This window comes from Aeromonas popoffii, assembly GCF_000820025.1.
Classification (GTDB): domain Bacteria; phylum Pseudomonadota; class Gammaproteobacteria; order Enterobacterales; family Aeromonadaceae; genus Aeromonas; species Aeromonas popoffii.
Genome location: NZ_CDBI01000003.1, coordinates 4,407 through 7,981, shown reverse-complemented (window position 1 = coordinate 7,981; position 3,575 = coordinate 4,407). Strand labels below are relative to the sequence as shown.

The 3,575-nt window shown below is 55.5% G+C and carries 3 protein-coding genes and 1 pseudogene; all 4 read right to left on the bottom strand.

From position 1 onward, the window contains the following. Positions 1 to 44: 44 nt before the first annotated feature. The gene (locus BN1129_RS00625; RefSeq protein ID WP_042033840.1) at positions 45 to 2,210 is read right to left on the bottom strand and encodes a type IV pilus secretin PilQ; all 2,166 of its coding nucleotides are present in this window, start codon (positions 2,208 to 2,210) and stop codon (positions 45 to 47) included. Between the two features lie 15 nt (positions 2,211 to 2,225). Continuing rightward, on the bottom strand, positions 2,226 to 2,756 hold the full coding sequence (locus tag BN1129_RS00620; RefSeq protein WP_042033838.1) for a pilus assembly protein PilP: 531 nt from the start codon (positions 2,754 to 2,756) through the stop codon (positions 2,226 to 2,228). After that, entirely contained in the window at positions 2,753 to 3,352 is a 600-nt protein-coding gene (gene tapO, locus BN1129_RS00615; protein ID WP_042033837.1) for a PilO family type IV pilus biogenesis protein TapO, read from the bottom strand. The genes BN1129_RS00620 and tapO overlap by 4 nt, the downstream gene beginning before the upstream one ends. Beyond that, a pseudogene (tapN, locus tag BN1129_RS00610) lies at positions 3,349 to 3,575 on the bottom strand (PilN family type IV pilus biogenesis protein TapN); the annotation flags it as partial. The gene tapO and the pseudogene tapN, both read right to left, overlap by 4 nt.

Sequence of the window (3,575 nt, the reverse complement as noted above, 5' to 3'; positions counted from 1 at the left end):
TGGGGCGTAAGGTTATATGTGTTTTACCCTCACATGTAAAGCATTCAGAAGGCGTCAGTGACTATCTTCGGCGTCACGAAAATTAGCAATTCCCGCTTTTTATTCTCGCTGGTTGTCTTGCGAAACAACAGGCCAAGACCCGGGATATCACCGAGTAGAGGCACCTTGCTGACATCGCTCTTGATGGTCTGTTGATAGATGCCGCCAAGCACCAAGGTCTCGCCATTGTTGACCAGCACCTGAGTGGTGATGGACTGGGCATTGATGGAGACCGCATCACCGGTACCGGTTGGTACCGTCTCACCCTTGGTGTCCTGGGTCACGGTCAGATCCAGGATAACCCGGTTGTCCGGCGTGATTTGCGGTGTGACCTTGAGGCTCAATACTGCCTTCTTGAAGGTGACAGAGGTGGCGCCACTGGAGGAGGACTCCACATAGGGGATCTCGGTCCCCTGCTCGATCAGCGCCGGTTTCTGGTTGGCAGTGGTGACACGGGGGCTGGCGATGATTTCAGCCTTGCTCTCTTTTTCCAGCGCCGACAGTTCGAGGTCCAGCAGGGTACCATTCGCCAGACGGGCCACCTGAAATGCCAGGGTGCCAGCGGCATTGGTGACCGGTAAATTGACGTTCAATCTGTCATCCACCCCGGGACGGGTGATGGTCGAACCGCCATTGTTATTGCCGGAGCCATCATTACCTTCGATGGAACCCGATGTACTGTTGCCATGACCATCGTTTTTGGTCACGCCCCAACGCACTCCGAGCGCCTCGTCGAATCCATCATCTATGGTCACCATGCGCGCTTCGATCACCACCTGTTTGACCGGAATATCCAGAATATCCAGCATGCGCTTGATGTTGCTGATGACCTCTGCCGTATCCTTGACCACCAGCACGTTGGTCCGCTCATCGACACTCACGGCCCCCTTGGAAGAGAGCAATTTGGTACTCTTGGATGAAAGTAAATTCGCCACCTCGGATGCCTTGGCATAGTTGATCTGCAGGTACTCGGTATAGAGCGGCGCCAAATCGGCCACCTGATTGCGACTCTCCAGCTGCTGCTTCTCACGAGCGGCGATCTCTTCTGCCGGTGCCACCAACAGAATGTTGTTATCCAGTCGTTTATCCAGCCCTTTCACCTTGAGGATGATGTCCAGCGCCTGCTCCCAGGGCACACCATCGAGTCGCAGTGTGATATTGCCTGACACTGAGTCCGTGGTGACCAGGTTGAGGTTGTTGAAATCAGCAATGAGCTGCAGCACGGTACGCACAGGAATATCCTGGAAGTTCAGCGAAATCGGTTTGCCCTGATACTGTTTCCCTGCGGTCACCGCGGTGCGCTTTTTCACCTCGACGATGAACATCTTGTCCGCCTGATCGTAGCGGTAATCAAACTGGCCATTGACGGAGAGCTCGAACAGGGTGTCATTGCCCTGGCGGAACACCTCTACCTGAGAGACAGGGGTGGCAAAGTCCTGCACATTGATCCGATTGAGCAGGTCGTCCGGTACGCGAGTACCATGGAACTTGGCCAGCACGGTCTGGCCACGGCTGCTGACATCCACTACCGCCGAGCTGTTGTCCAGCGTGACCAGAAACTCCCCATGCCCATCCTTGCCACGCCTGAAATCCACCCCCTTGACGGAGTTGAAATAGGCGTCGCTTGCCCCGGTCTGCGCCGCGGGCAAGACGGGTTTACTGGCTACCGGTACGGCCACCGGGGCAGATTGAGTCACAGGCGAAGGATTGACAAAGGCAGGCGAGGTCGTCGGTGCTGAGACCATGCCAGCTGACTGGCTCGAAGCCGGGAGAGGCATGGTTGCCTTTTCTCCCAGAGCGACCAGCAGCTTGTTGCCCTGCTGATGCACCTGATAAGGGGTCAATTGATCGAGCGCTATCTTGATGTCGAGCCCGGCTCCCTTGCCCTCGACCTTGAGATTATCGACCCCCTGTTGCTTGATGGGCAGCGGATTGACATTGAGCGCCCCCACGGCTCCTGGCACATGCAGCAACAGCTGATTGGGCTCATAGGAGAGCCGGTCGGTAAAGCCGCTGACCGGTTCACTGAAGCTCAACTCCAGCAACAGCTGATCGGCCATCAGCGCATTCACTTTCACCTCTTGCAAAGTGGCCACTGCCCAGGCCTGGCTCCATGCCCCGGCGCAAAATAGCAGGGCAACTCTGGTTACAGTACCGATTGTTATTCTCATCGCAGTCATCCCTGATTATCGTTTTGCTTCAAGATTGGCCATGCCCAACTGGGTTTCTCTGGTGACCCAGCATCCTTTGCCATCCGGCATAGTCTCAATCAAATCCACGTAGGTATCAGTGATCCTGATCACTCGGCCCTGATCAAGTCCCATATGTTGGTTGAGGCCCACCCGGACGGATTGACCATCCGGCGTCCGGATCAAGGCCCACAACTGACCCTGCTTGCCGAGCGATCCCTGCATACTCAGGCTGGCCAGCGAGTAGCTCTCCAAGACTTCTTTCTCTCTGTTGACGACCATCTGGGCACAATCTGGTTTCATCTTGGCATCGACCTTGGCACTGCTGGCCTCGGGCTGGGGGGCAATGAAAGGGCTGCGCTGATCGCTGAGATGATAAGCCATGGGCGAAAACGGTTTGATTTCAGGTAGCGGCTCGATAGGCACAGGCTGCCTGGCCTTGGTCTGAGCCACATAGTTATCCATCTCATCCTGCCCACCGCAGGCGGTCAACAGACACACGGGCAAGAGTACGCAGATCATCCTCATTTTTTCTGCCCCACTGTCTTGCCGTTGTACTTGTAGGTCTTGGCCAGCATCGACATGCTGATCATCTCGTCTGGCTCCTTGCTCTGCCCCAGAGTGAACGACTCCAGGATGACGATCCGCGGCAGCGCCGCCATATCAGCCGTGAACTTGCCAATCTCATGGTAGGTACCCACTACCTCGATCCGCATGGGCAGTTCAGTGGAAAACTCGTGTTTTATCTCGGACTCCCAGTTGATGCGATTTAATGTGAGGCCATTGTCGGTCGCAATGAAGCTGATATCGTCCAGCAAACCCGCCACCTCGTGAGTATTGGGTAACTGTTTGAGCTGGGTATCAACCAACTGCTCAAGTTGTACCATCTGTATCTTGTATGCCCCCAGATTGGCAGCAAGCATCGCCTTGCTCTCGAACTGCGCCTTCAGTTCAGCCTCCTTGTTGGTTTCCTGGGCCAGCAAGGCCAATGAGTTCGCAATCACGTAGTAATAGATCGCGCCGCCCAGCAGCGCACAAAAAAACAGGATGAAAATGCCCTTGGCCAACTTGGGCCAGCTGGCAATGTTGTTGAGATCCAGTTCATTGAGCTGTTGTAGGTTCATTCTTGCCCCTTAACCGCATCGACGGCGGTACCTGCCGCAGCGGCAACCTGGAAGGTCATGGAAAACTGACTCAGTGAAACTGGCGCAACGTCGGTCGCAAAAATCGTGCTGAGCTGTGACTGCTCCAGCCAGCCGGAGCCATCAATGCGCCGCATCATGCTGGCAACGCGACCATAAGCTTCGGTCTTGCCGTTGACGTCGATCTGGTTGTCTTGCAAGACAA

Coding starts and splice junctions, on each gene's coding strand:
- BN1129_RS00625 (WP_042033840.1), bottom strand. CDS start 2,210: ATGAGAATAACAATCGGTACTGTAACCAGAGTTGCCCTGCTATTTTGC.
- BN1129_RS00620 (WP_042033838.1), bottom strand. CDS start 2,756: ATGAGGATGATCTGCGTACTCTTGCCCGTGTGTCTGTTGACCGCCTGC.
- tapO (WP_042033837.1), bottom strand. CDS start 3,352: ATGAACCTACAACAGCTCAATGAACTGGATCTCAACAACATTGCCAGC.